17 protein-coding genes and 2 pseudogenes are annotated in these 16600 nt (G+C 43.0%); 7 read left to right on the top strand and 12 right to left on the bottom strand.

Annotated elements, in window-relative coordinates; genetic code table 11:
- Positions 1-178: 178 nt before the first annotated feature.
- The 4 genes and pseudogenes from AC5JL8_RS20415 to AC5JL8_RS20400 form a co-directional block, all read right to left on the bottom strand.
- Positions 179-406: pseudogene (locus AC5JL8_RS20415) on the bottom strand (hypothetical protein).
- 1 nt (position 407) lies between these two features.
- Complete coding sequence (locus AC5JL8_RS20410; RefSeq protein WP_495881685.1) at positions 408-458, bottom strand: hypothetical protein; 51 nt, start codon at positions 456-458, stop codon at positions 408-410.
- A gap of 96 nt (positions 459-554) precedes the next feature.
- A pseudogene (locus tag AC5JL8_RS20405) lies at positions 555-725 on the bottom strand (DUF6972 family protein); the annotation flags it as partial.
- A gap of 112 nt (positions 726-837) precedes the next feature.
- A complete protein-coding gene (locus AC5JL8_RS20400; RefSeq protein WP_495881497.1) occupies positions 838-3306 on the bottom strand; it encodes an ATP-dependent Clp protease ATP-binding subunit in 2469 nt (822 codons plus the stop codon).
- A gap of 370 nt (positions 3307-3676) precedes the next feature.
- Here AC5JL8_RS20400 and AC5JL8_RS20395 point away from each other — a divergent pair, with 370 nt between their 5' ends.
- The gene (locus AC5JL8_RS20395; protein WP_495881496.1) at positions 3677-3835 is read left to right on the top strand and encodes a hypothetical protein; all 159 of its coding nucleotides are present in this window, start codon (positions 3677-3679) and stop codon (positions 3833-3835) included.
- A gap of 7 nt (positions 3836-3842) precedes the next feature.
- Here the strand turns inward: AC5JL8_RS20395 and rimI are convergent, their stop codons facing one another.
- Positions 3843-4394: a ribosomal protein S18-alanine N-acetyltransferase gene (gene rimI / locus AC5JL8_RS20390; protein WP_495881495.1), complete on the bottom strand. Its 552-nt coding sequence runs from the start codon at positions 4392-4394 to the stop codon at positions 3843-3845.
- A gap of 91 nt (positions 4395-4485) precedes the next feature.
- Between rimI and lysA the strand changes: the two genes are divergently transcribed.
- The 3 genes from lysA to uppS all read left to right on the top strand — a co-directional run bounded on the left by lysA (position 4486) and on the right by uppS (position 7809).
- Positions 4486-5910, top strand: coding sequence for a diaminopimelate decarboxylase (gene lysA, locus AC5JL8_RS20385; RefSeq protein WP_495881494.1), 1425 nt, complete (start codon positions 4486-4488; stop codon positions 5908-5910).
- 229 nt (positions 5911-6139) lie between these two features.
- Entirely contained in the window at positions 6140-7063 is a 924-nt protein-coding gene (cdaA, locus tag AC5JL8_RS20380) for a diadenylate cyclase CdaA (RefSeq protein ID WP_495881493.1), read from the top strand.
- Complete coding sequence (gene uppS / locus AC5JL8_RS20375; RefSeq protein WP_495881492.1) at positions 7060-7809, top strand: polyprenyl diphosphate synthase; 750 nt, start codon at positions 7060-7062, stop codon at positions 7807-7809. Before cdaA ends, uppS begins: the two co-directional genes overlap by 4 nt.
- Before the next feature lie 108 nt (positions 7810-7917).
- Here uppS and AC5JL8_RS20370 read toward each other — a convergent pair whose 3' ends face one another.
- The 5 genes from AC5JL8_RS20370 to dnaK form a co-directional block, all read right to left on the bottom strand.
- A complete protein-coding gene (locus AC5JL8_RS20370) occupies positions 7918-8190 on the bottom strand; it encodes a DUF3143 domain-containing protein (protein WP_495881491.1) in 273 nt (90 codons plus the stop codon).
- Between the two features lie 27 nt (positions 8191-8217).
- A complete protein-coding gene (locus AC5JL8_RS20365) occupies positions 8218-8748 on the bottom strand; it encodes a J domain-containing protein (RefSeq protein WP_495881684.1) in 531 nt (176 codons plus the stop codon).
- 245 nt (positions 8749-8993) lie between these two features.
- Positions 8994-9125: a hypothetical protein gene (locus AC5JL8_RS20360; protein WP_495881490.1), complete on the bottom strand. Its 132-nt coding sequence runs from the start codon at positions 9123-9125 to the stop codon at positions 8994-8996.
- 457 nt (positions 9126-9582) lie between these two features.
- Positions 9583-10575 (bottom strand): DnaJ C-terminal domain-containing protein, encoded by a 993-nt coding sequence (locus AC5JL8_RS20355; RefSeq protein WP_495881489.1) that lies wholly within the window; start codon positions 10573-10575, stop codon positions 9583-9585.
- 261 nt (positions 10576-10836) lie between these two features.
- Positions 10837-12936 (bottom strand): molecular chaperone DnaK, encoded by a 2100-nt coding sequence (gene dnaK, locus AC5JL8_RS20350; protein WP_495881488.1) that lies wholly within the window; start codon positions 12934-12936, stop codon positions 10837-10839.
- Positions 12937-13254: 318 nt separating this feature from the next.
- Between dnaK and AC5JL8_RS20345 the strand changes: the two genes are divergently transcribed.
- Positions 13255-14103 carry a M28 family peptidase gene (locus tag AC5JL8_RS20345; protein WP_495881487.1) on the top strand — a complete coding sequence of 283 codons (849 nt, stop codon included), beginning with the start codon at positions 13255-13257 and terminating at the stop codon, positions 14101-14103.
- 31 nt (positions 14104-14134) lie between these two features.
- Here AC5JL8_RS20345 and AC5JL8_RS20340 read toward each other — a convergent pair whose 3' ends face one another.
- Positions 14135-15067 carry a bestrophin family protein gene (locus AC5JL8_RS20340; protein WP_495881486.1) on the bottom strand — a complete coding sequence of 311 codons (933 nt, stop codon included), beginning with the start codon at positions 15065-15067 and terminating at the stop codon, positions 14135-14137.
- A gap of 370 nt (positions 15068-15437) precedes the next feature.
- Between AC5JL8_RS20340 and AC5JL8_RS20335 the strand changes: the two genes are divergently transcribed.
- Both AC5JL8_RS20335 and AC5JL8_RS20330 read left to right on the top strand, forming a co-directional pair.
- Complete coding sequence (locus AC5JL8_RS20335) at positions 15438-15653, top strand: hypervirulence associated TUDOR domain-containing protein (RefSeq protein WP_495881485.1); 216 nt, start codon at positions 15438-15440, stop codon at positions 15651-15653.
- 9 nt (positions 15654-15662) lie between these two features.
- The gene (locus AC5JL8_RS20330) at positions 15663-16001 is read left to right on the top strand and encodes a DUF3140 domain-containing protein (RefSeq protein ID WP_495881484.1); all 339 of its coding nucleotides are present in this window, start codon (positions 15663-15665) and stop codon (positions 15999-16001) included.
- Positions 16002-16040: 39 nt separating this feature from the next.
- Here the strand turns inward: AC5JL8_RS20330 and AC5JL8_RS20325 are convergent, their stop codons facing one another.
- A complete protein-coding gene (locus AC5JL8_RS20325) occupies positions 16041-16418 on the bottom strand; it encodes a hypothetical protein (protein ID WP_495881483.1) in 378 nt (125 codons plus the stop codon).
- Positions 16419-16600: the final 182 nt, after the last annotated feature.

Here is a 16600-nt window from a genome sequence, read left to right as displayed (position 1 = left end):
AGAGGTAGACAAAAGAATAAAGAAACTCAAAACAATATAAGTATTTGTATTAAAAACATATCTGTCCGCAAGTACCTTAATCGCTGGCTTGTGTTTATCCTAGCTGACGAGAATTTTATGCGTTAGCGTAGCTTACCGTAGGTATCGCCTCCTATGGGGCGAATCATCTTCGCTCTAGTTAAAATAATTCCGTAGCTAACAGCCTACCTGCAATTGGTTCATATTCATCTTCTAGTAACCGTAACTTAGCTGCATCATAGTTATTACTAGAAAATACAACCTTATAACCCTACGCCGGGTCATAAATTTGACAGCTTTGCTCGCTATCGCAGAGTAATAAAAGAATGTATGGAGGAGACAACATAGGATCTATCCAGACTTCCGTAAATTCCCAGTTATTCCTCACTCTATCTGCTGCGGGGGATGACGTGGTATTGGTCGTCTGCATTGATTTTTATCTCCCCATAATAAAGTAGAATACGCCTACCATCTCAGGGCAAACGCATCTAAAGTATAAGAATCCTTTAATAGCAAGGGTTTTGGCGTTTTTAAATTTAGTCTATTTTTTCGTCAATATCCTTATCTAGCAAGGGTTTCAGAAATCTCGTGCGTTCGCCCTGCCTACCATCTGGACTGATCCTATAACCTATTGGTTCATTAAAAAACATTCCGTATCGCTCATATCCGCGAATGATTCCAGTGAACTGTCCATTTTCTATTATGGCTTGAGCGACTCGACAGCCTAGCTATAACGGCAAGAAAACAAAAAACGGTAGAGCAATTAATACTCTACCGTTTGAATTTTTAAACTTGAGATTTAATCCCAAATATTAAAGACTACTCAACACCTTGAGGTAACAATTCCCGCCGCTGTTGAGAACTAACTTGCACATTACCGCTGTCATCTACATCAACGAGGGCTACATCGCCATCTTTAATGCGACCAGAGAGAATTTCTTCTGCTAGGCTATCTTCTAACAAGCGCATAATTGCCCGACGTAAAGGTCTTGCACCATAGCTGGGGCTGTAACCTTCTGTAATCAAGCGCTCTTTGAAGCGGTCGGTAACTTCTAAGGTAATACCCTTTTCGGTTAGGCGACCAAAGACTTCTTTGAGCATGATTTCGGCGATTTGAGTCACTTCCACCTTGCTCAGTTGACGGAAGACGATGATTTCATCTAGTCGGTTGAGGAACTCTGGACGGAAGTATTGCTTCAGTTCTTCGTTCACCAAGGTTTTAATGCGGTTGTACTGTGATTCGCTTTGGTCTTCGCCAAACTCGAAGCCGATACCGCCGCCGCCTTTTTCAATTACCTTGGAACCGATGTTGGAGGTCAAAATCAGCAAGGTGTTCTTGAAGTCCACCGTGCGACCTTTGGCATCAGTTAAGCGACCATCTTCCAAAATTTGCAGCAGCATATTGAAGACATCGGGGTGGGCTTTTTCGATTTCGTCGAATAGCACCACGGTATATGGACGACGGCGCACTGCTTCAGTTAGCTGACCGCCTTCGTTATAGCCAACATAACCAGGAGGCGAACCAATCAGTTTGCTGACGGTGTGTCGTTCCATATATTCGGACATATCCAGGCGAATCATTGCTTCTTCAGAACCGAAGAAGTAAGAAGCCAAGGATTTCGCCAACTCAGTTTTACCAACGCCGGTCGGCCCGGAGAAGACAAAGCTGGCAATGGGACGATTGGGATTCTTCAAACCGACACGAGCGCGACGAATTGCCCGTGAAACTGCCTTCACAGCATCTTCTTGTCCAATTAGACGCTGATGCAAGGTGTCTTCCATGTGCAACAGCTTCTCGGATTCGGATTCGGTGAGCTTGTTCACCGGAACTCCAGTCCAAGATGCGACGATGTGGGCGATGTCCTCTTCTGTGACTACAGGCTCTTCACCTTCAGTACCGGAGGCATTCGTCTTGCTTTGAGCGATCGCGCGAATTTCGGCTTTGATTTCCATTTCCCGATCGCGCAGTTCCCCAGCTCGGTCAAAGTCTTGGGAGCGAACTGCATCATCTTTTTCTTTTAAGATTTGCCGCAGTTCTTTGTCTAACTCTTTGGCTGCGGGTGGCAGTTGGGAGTTAATCAACCGAACTCTAGAACCTGCTTCATCGATCAAGTCGATAGCTTTATCTGGGAGGTAGCGATCGCTAATGTAACGATCAGATAACTTAGCTGCCGCCACCAATGCTTCATCGGAGATTTTCAGCTTGTGGTGTTGCTCGTAGCGATCGCGTAAACCATACAAAATCTCAATTGTCTCATCGACTGTTGGTTCACCCACCATCACTGGTTGGAAGCGTCGCTCTAATGCTGCATCCCGCTCGATGTGTTTGCGGTATTCATCAAGGGTTGTTGCGCCGATACATTGCAACTCACCCCTTGCCAAAGCTGGCTTGAGGATATTCGCCGCATCAATCGCACCTTCAGCCGCACCTGCACCAATGAGGGTGTGTACCTCGTCAATCACGAGAATTACATTGCCCGCCTGCCGAATTTCATCCATGATTTTCTTCAGGCGTTCTTCAAATTCACCCCGGTACTTGGTTCCTGCTACGAGCAAGCCGATATCCAGAGTGACTACGCGCTTATCTTCCAGGATGTCGGGGACATCTTTGTTGGCAATGCGCGATGCTAAACCTTCTGCGATCGCTGTTTTACCAACACCTGGTTCGCCTATCAGCACTGGATTGTTTTTAGTCCGGCGTCCCAAAATCTGAATTACTCGCTCGATTTCTTTGGCGCGTCCCACCACTGGATCGAGCTTGTTATCCGTTGCCATTTGGGTCAGGTTCGAGCCAAATTCATCCAAAGTTGGAGTTTTGGTACGTCCTGATTGCCCGGTTGCCGAAACCTCTGCTGTTTCTCCCAGCATGCGGATTACTTGGGTTCTTACCTTAGATAGATCCACACCGAGGTTTTCTAGCACCCTGGCTGCTACACCTTCCCCTTCGCGGATCAGGCCCAACAGCAGATGCTCGGTGCCAATGTAGTTATGCCCTAATTGGCGCGCTTCTTCTAAGGACAGTTCCAGAACCCGCTTTGCCCGTGGCGTAAAGGGAATTTCCACGGCGACAAAGCCAGAACCCCGTCCTATGATTTTTTCTACCTCAATGCGGGCATCTTTGAGATTGACGCCCATTGATTTGAGCACTTTGGCCGCCACTCCCGTCCCTTCACCGATCAGACCCAGGAGGATCTGTTCAGTGCCGACGAAATTGTGACCTAAACGGCGGGCCTCTTCTTGGGCCAGCATGATTACCTTAATAGCTTTTTCTGTGAAGCGTTCAAACATGGCATTTTTCCCATCACCTGCGTCGTGCCGGTACGCTGATTTTAGCACAGGCTAAGATTTTGGATGCCTGTATCAAAATTTTAGACAACCACGCGGGATCACCCAAGCTGATGGCGTAATTCCTTAATATTTATTACTTTTGTGTGGCTTTTGTACTGAGGAGAGCGAGTTTACCTGCGTTTTTGGTATTGACTACACACAAAAAACCTTTGAAATCTTGATTTTATTGAACTACTTCCAAACAAATATATATATCATACATATTTACAAAAATCAATATTTTTTCTGTTTGATATTTTTTTTAAATAGTAAATTTTTAGACAATAAATAATTATCATGAAAGATAACGCAGAAAAATTTATGTTTTTTCATGAAGATGCTTAACAGTCAACAGCAGAGCTATCAACGGTTGCAACTACATAATGATGCTTTGATGAAGAAAGTAGGAGTAAATAAACTCAATGCTCAAAAGTTCACGTTCTATAGTAAAGGGTTTTTTGAGCGTGAACTGTTGACTATTAACTATTGATGCCAATTTACTGAAAAAGCAGCTGCCAAGAGAATTTACTGAGGCGATCGCTAACCATGGTATGCCACTCAAGCAAAGTTGCTTGAAATTGCGGCTGTTGTAAATCAGAAAGCCAAAGAATCAGCGCATCCTCACCGTTATCTTTGTAGTAACGCCGACGTCGCCCAGCTGTTTTGAAACCAAATTTTTGATATAAAGATATAGCCGCCAAGTTAGAAGCTCGGACTTCAAGAGTAGCTCGCTCTAAACCGCGATCGCTAGCTGTCTTCAGGAGGGAATATAGTAAAGCTTGTCCCAAACCTTGACAGTGATATTGGGGATGAACCGCCAAAATTGTAATATGAGCTTCTTCTAAAATTGACCAAAAGCAACCGATGCCCAGCAGTCTCAAGCTAGAACCTGGGGAAAATAAACCCAGTAAATCGCTGTTAGGACTGTCCAACTCTCGTTGGTAAGCATCCATAGTCCAAAGACCACCGAAACAGGCTTGATCCAGTTCTACTATTGCACTTAGATGCTCTGTTGTCAGTGATTGAAGTTTTAAATCTAATGAGATCACAGTTATTGGATAAGATTACAAACCCTTTGTAAACTGGGAAACGGGAGACTTACTCACGCCCATAATTTGAACAAGGACAACTCGTATAGTTATGGTATCGACTCACCCCACTGGGGTTCAACATACTGGTAGTCAGTACTTACCTCAAAGGCGCAGCAATTCGCCTAATCAAGAACTTTTACCCTTGACTGCTAGAGTAAATGGTCATGACTTCCTGGAAATTGGTGGGTGTGATATCACAACCCTAGTGCAGCAGTTTGGCTCACCTTTATATATTTTAGATGAAGAAACCCTGCGTTCGGCTTGTCAGCAATACCGAGATGCTTTCAAGCAATACTACCAAGGTGAATCACAGGTACTTTATGCTTCAAAAGCGTGGAACTGTCTAGCTGTTTGCGCCATAGCCAATAGTGAAGGCTTAGGAATTGATGTCGCCTCTGGAGGCGAACTTTACACAGCACTGGCTGCTGGCGTAAGTCCTGACAAAATCTACTTCCACGGTAATAATAAATCTCGCGCAGAATTGCTTTACGCAATTGAAGTAGGTTGCACCATTGTGGCGGATAACTGGTATGAGTTGCATACTTTGGTTCAGTTAGCAGAGGAGCAGGAGAGCAGGGGAGCAAGGGAGCAAGCAGAAAACTCCTCACTCAGGACTCGGATCTTGCTGCGTTTGACTCCTGGTATTGATTGCCATACACATGAATACATTCGTACTGGTCACTTAGATAGTAAATTTGGGTTTGATCCAGGCGATTTGGATGAGGTGTTTGCTTTTGTGAGTCAGCAACCAGCCCTAAATTGCGTGGGGGTACACGCTCATATTGGTTCCCAGATTTTTGAACGCCAACCACATCGTGATTTAGCAGCTTTAATGGTGCAATGGGTAACTAAAGCTGCTAGCTATGGTTTAACTCTGACAGAGGTAGATGTTGGTGGTGGCTTGGGGATTACTTATATACAATCGGACGATCCCCCCAGCATTGAAGAATGGGTAAAACCGATTTGCGAAGTAATTCAAGAAGCTTGTGCGGCAGAAAATTTGCCTTTGCCAAAATTACTTTGTGAACCAGGGCGATCGCTTATTGCTAACGCTGGTGTTACTGCTTACACTATCGGCTCCTCAAAAGTGATTCCTGATATCCGTACCTACGTAGCGGTAGATGGAGGATTGTCTGATAACCCGCGCCCAATTACTTACGAGTCAGTTTATCGAGCAGTAGTTGCAAATAAAATGTCATCTCCCCTTACAGAAACAGTCACAATTGCTGGTAAACACTGTGAATCCGGGGATGTTCTAATTAAAAATGCCCAACTGCCAAAAACTGAACCAGGAGATATTCTCGTAGTTATGGGAACTGGTGCGTACAATTACAGTATGGCATCTAACTATAACCGCCTGCCCCGGCCGGCAGCAGTTGTGGTAACGAACGGCGAAGCAAACTTGATTTTGCAACGCGAAACTTATCAAGATTTGATTCGACAAGATTGCCTACCAGAAAGACTAAAGAGTTAGTCATTAGTCATTAGTCATTAATCATTGGTGAGCTAGTGCAGTAATTCCAGCACTTGGGAAAGAAGTCGTAAGGAGGGTTTCCCTCCAAGCGAACTTCAAGGGAGGATTAGACCGACCCAGGTGATTGGGGTTCCCTAAAGGTTCACTAGCTAAAAATTATTGACTATTGACTATTGACAATTGGCAATTAACTCGCTGTATTTAGAGGCAAAGTAGTAATCCAGATGTCATGAGAGATTGGTGGAAGCAATGGCTGACAAACCTGGGATGGTCGCAGTCCTTGCTGTTTGGGACTCTGGATATTGTATTAGTGTTGGCGCTGACCTACATGATACTAGTTATTATTAGTGAGCGCCGGACACTGTGGATGGTACGGGGTTTTATTATATTGATGCTAGCCTCAGCACTCAGTAATAGATTGGGGCTACCACTGCTCAATTTCGTACTAGAAAAGTTAGTTATTGGCTGTGCTGTAGCAATGGCAGTCGCTCTCCAATCAGAGTTTCGCCGATTTTTAGAACAATTGGGGCGTGGCGAATTTCGCCAGTTGTTTCAACCATCCAATCTAGCAATACCTAAGTCCGACAGTGTAATTGATGAAATTGTTGATGCGGTTAAAGAACTGTCAAAAAACCGGATTGGAGCTTTGCTGATTTTGGAAACAACAGGCCCGATTGACGAGCGGGATTTTTCTGTCCCAGGAGTAAAACTGAATGCTGAGGTTTCTAAGGAATTAATCCAAACAATTTTTCAGCCTAAAACTCTGTTGCATGATGGAGCAACCTTAATACGTGGCTCAAGGATTGTAGCATCAGGTATAATTTTACCACTTTCGGGACGCACAGCCTCGCGCCAGTTGGGAACACGCCATCGGGCAGCAATGGGAATTACTGAGCGGGTCGAAAATTGTATCTGTGTCGTTGTATCAGAAGAAACTGGTTCTATTTCCTTAGCGGAACGGGGAATCCTAAATAGACCGCTGACGATTAGGAAGCTGAAAGAGTCATTAGAGGCTCTATTGTCCCCCACTGTAGATCGGGAAGCTGTTGCTCCTGGTTTGTTCAGCTTGGGTCGTCAGATTGTTACTAAGGCATTAGTACTAATTTCACGTTTACTCGGACTACCATCGACCGCTTCTCGAGATAAAAAATGACAGCACAACAAACTGAACTTCAAGATTTGCCCCCTGGCTTAAAACGAGAACTATTACCCAAGCACGTTGCGGTGATTATGGATGGCAATGGTCGATGGGCTAAACGTCAAGGTCTACCACGGATTATGGGTCATAAAGCTGGTGTAGATGCCCTTAAGGATTTGCTCCGTTGCTGTAAAGATTGGGGAATTCAGGCGCTAACAGCTTATGCTTTTTCGACGGAAAACTGGAAAAGGCCCCAGGAAGAAGTAGATTTTTTGATGACTTTATTCCAAAGAGTTTTGCGTCAAGAATTGCGGGAAATGCTAGAAGAGAATGTTCAAATTCAGTTTGTCGGCAATTTAAATGCTTTGCCGCGATCGCTTCAACAAGAAATTTCCCGTTCAATGGCAGAAACTAAGGATAATCGCAGTATCCGATTTACAGTAGCTACAAATTATGGCGGACGACAAGAAATTTTGCAGGCTTGTCGAGCGATCGCTGAGAAAGTCCAGCAAGGTCTATTAAAACCGGATGAAATTAATGAGGAAGTATTTGAACGCCACCTCTACACAGCAGGTATATCTGACCCAGATTTGTTAATCCGTACTAGTGGGGAGATGCGCCTGTCAAATTTCTTACTTTGGCAAATGGCTTATGGAGAAATTTACATAACTGAGACTTTGTGGCCAGATTTTGACCGCGTTGAATTTCACCGCGCCTTGTGTGCATATCAGCAGCGAGAACGGAGGTTTGGGAGTGTGTGAGAGAGTGATGAGTGCTGAGTTATGAGTCTATGAGTTATGAGAAATCCGACAAAAATTCAACTCTTGATTCTTCTACTTGTTACTCAGCACTTGTTACTCAGCACTGTCTTAAGGCCCAGAAAAAACTGCTTGTTCTATATCTTCCCGACTCAGGGAATATTTGAAAGAGCGTTGGATATCTTGCCCGTTTTCCCCAGCTTGGATGTACCTTACTGTAATTTGCTCAACATCAAGGGAAAGTTCAGCTTGCCAATGAGGTCGCTCTACACGCCAGCAATGCAAAAATGCTTCATCTTGTTGGCAGCCTTGGTCTTTTAGCCACCGCTCAATTTGTGGCAGGGTATGGTTATATAGAGGAGCATCGGAAGGAAGAAAAGACATAAGCAATTCAAAATTTAAAATACAAAATTAACAAAAATAATTTTTAGTTCCCCAAAGGCTAGTTGATTGCGATGGCTGGGGAATTTGCTGATGTACGGTTTGAGGTGGTAGCAATTGTGTTTGGAAAGCAGCGTCACCACGTGTTAAACCAATGGCGATCGCTAGCAATAAACAACCCAAAAACGTCAACCCCAAAATAAATAAAGCAAAGATTTCGCCCGATGAGAGGGGGCGATCGCTAGCATCCAGGTAAGCAGATTTTGACCAGTCGTAGGCTTTAGTAACCGGATGGTTCAAATCAGCGGGTGCTTGAATCACTCCAAAACGAGAATAGCCGATTTTCAGGTCATAACTTAAGCGCCGTTCTGGATTGCTCAATGTGGCGTAGGCTTCGTTGAGTTGCTGGAATTTAGCGGTAGCGACAGTAGCAGGTAAGTCAGTAGTATCAGGATGATAGCGTTTACTCAGTTTTCGATAGGCGCGACGGATGTCGATTACCGATGCCGAGGGATGGAGTCCCAGCAAAGAGTAATAGGTGGGTTCACTGCTTTGTCGCATTGCCCCATGTTGATTCACGGCTGATTGAGTCACCTTGCAATCAAGTTTTTCCTAATCCTAATATTGTAAACCTCTCAACTCCATTACTGACGAGCATCTAATGTTTTAATCAAAGGGTACTTAGCGGTAGATATCGCGTCGATGGCCAACTTGAAGGACTGTGATCATTGTTTGCTCGTCATCAATCTCCTAAAGCACACGATAATTACCAATTCGGATACGCCATCCTTCGCGGTTAGTCAATTTTAAGCAACCAGGGGTCTAGGGTCTTCAACGAGAGCGCGAATACCTTCTATCACTCGTTCGTAAGTATCAAGAATTACTTCAATGCGATTTCCTTTTTCATCTACTATGAATCTTTCTTTAAAAGAATCCATTTAACTTTACTTATCCTTTTTGCTAAAATGCTATATCTTATTTAATTTAAATGCTAAGTCAGAGCAAATGAAGCAGTTCATCTCTACGTTTTCGTTTGAATTCTATAATATCTGCAAGGTATATCATGACGATGGATTGGAAGCACATTACAGAAACGAATATTTAGGCAAGTAAAGCCATTTGTTGTGGATGAAGCATTGTAAAGTAGCTTTTCATATTCTGGGCGATTTGTGCAGTCTACGAATACTTTGCTGAACTATAGAGCCAATCTCATCCCAATAAAATAAAGCTTTGCGAAGCCACCGACCAGAAGGAACAGAAATGTTGGGATAATAAAGAATTGTGCGCTTTGATTGGTATAACCACTATTTTTTATCATACCTTTCTATCAGCAGCGTTGATTTATTAGAGCCGTACTTGCTTGTGTAAAAAATAGCTCGCTAAACTATATCATCCCTAACTGATTAAATCCGCGCGGGGTTTAAAGGTTTCAATTTGGCGCAACTTCTCATAGAGTTCCCGTTCTTCGCTGCTAATAGTTTTCGGAGCCACTATCTGAATTTCCACCAGTTGATCGCCACGTTTGCCGTTTTCGTTGGGGTAGCCTTTATTTGCCAAACGAAATCTTTGACCAGATCTAACTCCTGGGGGAATCGTCATTTTCACAGGCCCATCAAGAGTGGGTGCTTCTACCTGCCCTCCCAAGACTGCTTCGGTGGGAGTAATGGGTACCTGACAGAAGATATTGGCACCTTCAAGCTTAAACAGAGGATGCGGCTCGACGGTAATTTTTAAGTACAAGTCACCGCCACCAATGCCTTGGTTTCGCAAACGGATAGTTTGCCCTGTTACCATAGCTGGGGGCATATTTACTTCTAGCGATCGCCCATCTTCTAGACGAATGCGTTCAGTACCACCTTGATAAGCTTTTTCTAATGGTAGAGTCAACCTGGCTTCTATATCTCGACGGGTAGGACGGGGATTGACTGTGTATTCAACTTTTGTTCTTGGGGTACGAAACGGATCGCTAGTTGTCTTGGTACTTCCCCCATTTTTATTTTCTTGGCGACTGCCTACACCGATTACCTGATTAATAAAACTTTCAAAATCAGCAAATTGGCTGGGATCTACTTCTTGATTGCCATTGCGATTAGTAGAGCGATTATCGCTCCACTGTTTAGCTTTAGGTGTCTGTTTGTTGACAAAGCCTTTTTGCTTCCAGTAGCGGCTAAACTGATCGTACTGTGCCCGCTTCGCTGGATCAGAAAGGATTTCATAGGCCTCACCGATATCTTTAAATTTATCCTCTGCTGCCTTATTTCCTGGATTGAGGTCGGGATGATACTGGCGTGCTAAACGTCGATAAACCTTTTTAATTTCCTCACTAGAGGCTTCTTTAGGTACTCCCAAAATTTCGTAGTAATCTCGAAAATTCTGCAAATTTTGCATAGTCAGTTATTTAACTTGAGATTTTAGATTTTGCGAAAAGTCGTAAGGAATGTTTCCCTCCGTAACAAACTTTTCCAGACACATCTTGGTAATAAGTAACGGATACCATCAGCTGTTATTTTTTTTGATTACTGCTGACTATTAACAAATTACCAATCAACAATTATCAAATCCGAATTTTGAATCAATTTAATTCGCTTTTTCGGGCTACTAGACCCATGCGGTAGCATGAGGGCGAGGTTACCCGCCATTTTAGGAGTATTACAACCAATCATCATCGTCATCATCCCAGTTATCCTGGTAGCTTGGGCGAGATCTGCGAGGAGAACGGTTGTCAGGGTAAGAGGAACGACTATCTCTGTCATAATCTCTAGTAGAGTCTCTACCATAGTCTCTAGTAGAGTCTCTACCATAATCTCTGCCATAGTCTCTACCATAGGAATCACGTTCCCGATAGGTATCTCGCGGAAAATCGCGTTCTTTTTCTTTATCGCCAGTAAAGATGTCTCGAATAGTGCCAAACAAGTCGTCATCTTCGTCCTCAGCATAATACTGGCGGACTTCCCGGTTTAGCTCATACAAAGCATCTTGCAGGTCGGCGTAAGCTTGGTCAATGCCGCGATCATCGTCTTGTTGTAAACTCTCCTTCAGTTCCCGGCAAATATTATCAATTCTTTGGCGGCGGCTGCGGGCAAACTGCATACCAAACTCTAGCGCCACTTCTCTAAGTTGTCGTTCTGCTTGTAAAATCAAAGCCTCAGATCGAGTACGCTTTTCTACTCTTTCTTTGCGTTCTCGGTCGATGTCGGCATATTTCTGGGCATCCTGAATCATTCGATTCACTTCTGACTCGCTCAAAGTAGAAGCGCCTTGGATGGTGATACTTTGCTCTCGTCCAGTAGTTCTATCCAAAGCTGTTACTTGTAAAATACCATTGGCATCAATATCAAATGATACCTGAATTTGTGGTATGCCTCTGGGTGCTGGCGGGATGCCATACAGTTTGAAACGCCCCAGTGACTTGTTATTAGCAGCCATTTCCCGTTCGCCTTGGACTACGTGGATTTCCACAGTGTTTTGGTTATTTTCTGACGTGGAGAAAATATCAGAACGGCGTACTGGGATGGTAGTGTTACGGGGAATAAGTTTTTTCATCACGCCCCCAATGGTTTCCAACCCCACTGATAACGGTGTGACATCTAAAAGCAACACATCTTTAAGTTCGCCTGCGAGAATACCTGCTTGAATTGCTGCACCTACTGCCACCACTTCGTCAGGGTTGACATTTTCACTCGGTTCTATGCCAATCAAGTCACGCACTAGCTGCTTCACCATGGGGATGCGTGTGGAACCACCCACTAACACAACTTCTTCAATGTCATCTGGTGAGAGACCTGAATCTTTTAAGGCCCGTTTGACTGGTGTTCGCAAGCGTCCCACCAAATCACCGCACAAACCCTCAAACTGAGAACGAGTTAGGCGAGTTTCTAGATGTTTAGGGCCATCTTCAGTTGCGGTTATAAAGGGCAAGTTAATATCAGTAACGCTAACAGCAGAAAGTTCTATTTTGGCTTTTTCTGCGGCTTCCATCAGACGTTGCAAAGCTTGGCGATCGCGTCTTAAGTCTACCCCTTCGGCTTCCAAAAATTGCTCTGCTAACCAATCTACAATCTTTCTGTCAAAATCATTACCGCCAAGCTGCGTATCTCCACTAGTGGCTTTGACTTCGAAAACTCCATCACCCACTTCTAGAATGGATACGTCAAAGGTTCCACCACCCAAGTCAAAAACTAAGATAGTTTCGGTATCACCACGATCTAAACCGTAAGCTAAAGAGGCGGCGGTAGGTTCATTAAGAATCCGTAGTACTTCTAAACCAGCAATCCTACCAGCATCCCTGGTGGCTTGCCGCTGAGAATCATTAAAATAAGCAGGAACTGTAATCACTGCCCCTGTTACTGGTTCACCCAAGTAGCGACTGGCATCTTCTGCCAATTTCTTCAGCACCATTGCCGAAATTTCTTCTGGGGCAAATTCCTTACTTAAACGGGGGCAGGCAATTTTAATATTACCAATTTCGTCTTTGCGGATAGTATATGGTACACGCTTCGATTCTGGGTTAAGTTCACCATACTTGCGCCCAATGAAACGTTTCACTGCGAAAAAGGTATTTTGGGGGTTCAAAACGGTTTGTCGCCGTGCCATTTGCCCGACTACTCTTTCGCCTTCTTTGCTGAAACCAACTACGGAGGGGGTTGTTCGCATTCCTTCTGCATTGGCAATCACCACCGGCTTGCCACCCTCCATAACGGCGACTACTGAGTTGGTTGTACCCAAGTCGATGCCGACTACCTTGCCCATGCGTTACTCATCTCCTAGCGTGTCTTATACAATTATTATGAATGTGCGAGACTACCTCTAGCTTTTTGCTCTAGGATTGAAAGCCCTCAATGGTATAATAGTCATTATTAAGGTAGTAAGGGCCAGAATTTTAGCTAGAGGAGCTAGTTGCAAGACTAGGATAACATTGACTATGGTTAGTGTGTCCAAACAGTCTTAATTCTTGGAGTTTAAGAGATTTAGTTGAGTGTATCTGCAAGATGGGAAATGCACTCTAATAATACTTGCTCTGTGTTTCCCCCTGTCTGCAAACTTTGATATTGCGACTACTTTAAAAATTTGAATTTAAAAGCACGATTACAAACTCACCTGACGGAAATAGCCAGAGAACGCGATCCTTACATGGCAACAGCTGGGTATTTTTTTGTCCAAGAATACATCCGTCAGCAATTTGAACAATGGGGAAGTGTGGAAATCCACACCTTTCGAGTAGGGAGCAAAATCTGCAAGAATCTCATATTGAATTTGCCTTCTCAATTTAGAGGGCAAAAAAAAGATTTGCCACCAATTTTAATTGCTGCTCACTATGATGCTGTACCCGGAACACTAGGGGCTGATGATAATGCTACAGGTGTGGCAGTGTTGATAGAATTGGCTAAAAATTTCGCCACTGAACCCATGAGATATCCTTTAAGGCTGGTGGCTTTTGATATGGAAGAATATGGCCTACTGGGTAGTGCTGACTATGTAGCCTTGTTGCGTCAACAAAAGCAACCACTACGGTTAATGATGTCTCTAGAAATGTTGGGTTATAAGGATTCTCAGCCTAATTCCCAAAGTTACCCACCACCTCTAGAACGCTTTTACCCAAATCGTGGTGATTTTATTGCTTTAATTGGTAATTGGCGGACAATACCTGACTTAATTAGAATTAGCCGTAGTATTCGCAATATTGGGGTAGCTAGTCAATGGTTACCAGTACCGAATCGAGGTTTGATAGTTCCTCAAACTAGGCTGAGTGATCATGCACCTTTTTGGGATGCAGGCTATCCAGCAATTATGGTGACAGATACGGCATTCTTGCGTAATCCCCACTATCACAAACCTAGCGATACCATTGCTACTTTGGATTTAGATTTTCTGACTGGCGTATGTGAAGGATTGGAAATTGGTATTCGACGGTTATGAAATCGCAATTTATTATTTCTTATTTTCCTACTTAACTGACACTAAAGTCTTCTGTGTTGTTCACATTATTGATATGCGATCGCACATTTGGACTCAGACTCATTAAATCCTCAATATTGCGTTTCATTGTGTTGCAAATTGTATCAAGGGGTAAGTCATTAGCGTCATAGCCGAAAGGGTTTTCTATCTCTAAACCAATGGCTTCAATGCCAAATAAAGTAAAACTTACTAAAGCAGCGATTACGCCTGTCCACCAACCAAGACTGTCTACCATTTGGAAAGGTAGCAAGAGACAATATAGAAATAGTAATTGCTTCAAATGAATAGCATAAGCAAGCGGCATAGGCGTTCTTAAAATCCGTTCGCAAATTCCTAAATTATCTACCAGATTATTCAATAACTCTTGCATAGATGTTAACTGATAGCTATTGAGGCAATTGCGGTTATATTGTCGTTGTAAATAATCTCCTATCCAAAAAGCTACTTCTATGGGAGGATTATTCATAATTTTTAGTTCTAAATACATAGAAGACGGCATTAATTCTTGCAACTCACGATTTACAGGTTCACCCCGTAAATGCAATTTGGTAGCTACAGCAAAAGCAACTAATAACCGTAAAGCTGCAATTTTATCTTTTCTATCTTCAGGGGAAATTTCATCAATAGTTACCCATATTTGTCGCGCCAAATTACGGACAGTATTTACGATGGAACCCCAACTTTTTCTACCTTCCCAAAAGCGCTCATAAGCTGTATTTGTGCGAAAAACCAGCAGTAAACCTAAAACAATACTGGGAATAACGCTTCCTAAAATAGGTTGGGAAACAGGGAATTTAAAATAGTGAAGTATAGAAATAATAACACCGAAAATTCCACAACATAAAACATTTTTATAAATTGCTGCGATTACCGAACCTTTAAGCTGTAAAACCATTGGAAACCATTGTTCTTTGCCAGCCTTCATGCAATTTACCTAAATAATCTGTGAATTTTCAGTCTGTTAATTTAAAAATAATAACTCTATTAGTAGCATAATTGGCAATGGTGATTATAGACGAAATTGTGTAAGTGGTGTAATGTTTGTCATGCAGCTTTGTGAGCTAATAAACAGGCTTAATTCAATTCAGTCGGAGGATGATCACCCCATCGCTGTTAGCGTGGATGGTATAGCGACACATTGCGATCGCAATCTCACTCTGTCCTTTTATATACTTGCACACCCATTTCCAACTCACCCCACACTTCCTTTAACACTTTTTCTATCCCTTGACTGATTAATTACTCTTGCACCCTTAACATAATGGGCAGGTATAAAACAACAAGAAGGAACACCCATGACTGAAGATTTGAAGAAAGGTGACAAGGTGAAGTGGAATACAGCACAAGGTGAAACCACTGGTGAAGTAGAAAAAAAATTAACTTCACCTACAGAGATTAAAGGACATCATGTTGCCGCCTCAAAAGAGAATCCAGAGTACTTGGTGAAAAGCGACAAATCTGGCAAAGAAGCCGCCCATAAACCTGATGCTCTGGATAAAATTGAAGAGTAATATAACGTTATGAGTAAAGATGTTAAATCAGTGATAGATGAGTTTCATTCCTCAGTTAATATGACACCAAAAGAATTAGAATCTTGGTTAAAAACAGAGGACTCTCTATCAGTTGGACAAAAAGAAGGTGATGACGAATCTATTGGGCATAAATCTGGTAAGCGAATCATCAATTTGTTGAATAAGAACAAAGATGACTACACCGATGATGATTTATCGCACATGAAAAAAGTTGTCAGCTACATCCATCGCCACTCAGCACAGCAGCCTCAAGGCGATGTTGAACATACGCGCTGGCGCTACTCGTTGATGAATTGGGGACACGATCCCCTAAAAGTTAATAGTTAACAGTGAGGAGTTTTTTAACTTCTCATTCGTAGCCATAATTCAGCCAAACCAGTGAGACGGTTCCAAGCCAGGTTGAACTGTTTCACAAAGGTGATGGCTGATCCAATCTGACTTATCTTGAAAGATAGAGGAAATTCCTTGATGAATCAAATTTTGTAAATGTAGTTGCTGCTCCAAAGGGCCACGAGGTAATTTATAGTTGAGCAAGCACTCTTTATCAGCTTCAAAAAGCAGATTTTGTCCAGCAAACATCGTGTAATCAAGGCAGGGAATACGGTTGAGGACGAATGCAATTAATTCTTGGCGCAAGTCAGGAATTGCAAAGGCTTGTTGGTAAGGATGATATGGATATGTATCCAAAACACTTTCAATTTCTCCTAACACCGTTTGTTGTGTTAATTTGACTACTGTTTTCATAAATTGTTTATCTCCTTTTGTTATTCAGCTAATCAGCCATGCAGAGAAAGTTCACTTGCAGGCAATGTAGTTATGACAATCAGTTGGAATTGATTGAAGTGAAAGGATGCTCTAGCGCTGAATCTAAATTTTTAATTTGTACGACAATAAACATCAAGCTCTGCTGTTTTTAGTTAAGCCTG

The sequence above is a fragment of the Mojavia sp. genome (assembly GCF_059505145.1).
This window is presented reverse-complemented; position numbering and strand designations above follow the sequence as displayed.